The 1,570-nt window shown below is 56.2% G+C and carries 1 protein-coding gene; it reads left to right on the top strand.

All coding sequences use genetic code 11. The annotated features are described in order from the left end of the window. The first annotated feature begins 47 nt into the window (after positions 1-47). Positions 48-1,454 carry an IS1182 family transposase gene (locus tag BAC01S_RS29745; protein WP_027798015.1) on the top strand — a complete coding sequence of 469 codons (1,407 nt, stop codon included), beginning with the start codon at positions 48-50 and terminating at the stop codon, positions 1,452-1,454. The last annotated feature ends 116 nt before the right edge of the window (positions 1,455-1,570 follow it).

Here is a 1,570-nt window from a genome sequence, read left to right as displayed (position 1 = left end):
GGTTGTTGGGTATCCTGGAAGACATCGATCGGCGGGAGTGCATCGTCATGATGGGTCAACTGGGCAGCGGACAGGACAAGCTCTTCTACTCGTTCAACCTCGATAGTCACATCCCTCGCGAACATCTGTTGAGAGGTATTGATCACTTCCTGGACCTTCGCGATCTACGCCAGCATCTCGCGCCGTTCTACAGCCCAATGGGTCGGCCATCGATTGATCCAGAGCTCATGATCCGCATGTTGATCGTGGGCTATTGCTTCGGCATCCGGTCTGAGCGCAGGCTGTGCGAAGAGGTCCATCTTAATCTTGCGTATCGATGGTTTTGCCGCCTGGGGCTGGACGACGCCGTGCCCGAGCATTCGACATTCTCGAAGAACCGCCACGGCCGCTTCCGCGACAGCGATGCGCTACGCCATGTGTTCGAGACGGTGCTGGGCCGCTGCATGTCCGAGGGGCTAGTCGAAGGAGAAGGATTTGCGATTGACGCAAGCATCATCAGAGCCGACGCAAGCGCTACGCGCGGTGTTCCCGGTACGGAACGCATCGACTGGGGTTGCGTCGAGGGCCAAAGCCGTGCCGTTCGGGAATATCTCAACTCATTGGAGGAAGCGAATCCGGCGGGCGTCGACGTGCCTGAAGAGCGAGAGAGATCGACGCCTCAAAAGAAGATTTCCCTGACTGATCCCGCTGCGAGTTGGACAGCCGCCAGGGGTAGCCCGGCATTCTTTGCCTACTCGACCAATTATCTGATCGACCTGAAAGCGGGAATCATCGTGGACGTCGAGGCGACGCCCGCAAATCGTTCACACGAAGTGGAATCAACCAGGACGATGATTGAGCGCGTTGAGCGTCGACATGATCTCAAACCCCGCCGCCTTGCTGGCGATACCGCATATGGCTCAGCAGCGATGCTTGCCTGGATGATTGAGCAGAAGGACATTGCGCCACATGTTCCGGTCTGGGATAAGACCGCGCGGAAAGACAATACGTTCTCCAGCAGCGCGTTCCAATGGGATGAGCAGGCCAATGAATACCGCTGTCCAACTGGACACATACTGCGCAGTGACCGGCGCAAATTCAAAACTCCGCGCACACGCATCACGAAGGCAGAGACGATCATCTACCGGGCGAGCCAGCTCGACTGTGAGAGCTGTTCGATGAAGGATCGCTGTTGTCCGAATACACCATTCCGCAAAATTGCTCGCAGCATCCATGAAGCTGCGCGAGACAAAACCAGGTCGATTGCAAAGACGCCTGAATACAGCCGATCCTCACGCGAGCGAAAGAAGGTGGAAATGCTCTTTGCCCACCTCAAACGCATTCTGAAGCTCGACCGCTTGCGACTGCGTGGGCCTACCGGCGCACACGATGAGTTCCTGCTCGCAGCAACCGCACAAAACCTACGACGAATGGCGAAATGGCTCGCACCTGACAACAAGCATGTCACTGCATAACGAGCAACCGGGACCGTGCTCCGATCAGATCGGCATCTTAGTTCACGTTCACAGCCGAAAAACGTCAGACGAACACCAATGTCCAAAGTCAAAACACGACATTTTTCAACATCATC

It is taken from the genome of Paraburkholderia acidipaludis NBRC 101816 (assembly GCF_000684975.1).
Classification (GTDB): domain Bacteria; phylum Pseudomonadota; class Gammaproteobacteria; order Burkholderiales; family Burkholderiaceae; genus Paraburkholderia; species Paraburkholderia acidipaludis.
This window is presented reverse-complemented; position numbering and strand designations above follow the sequence as displayed.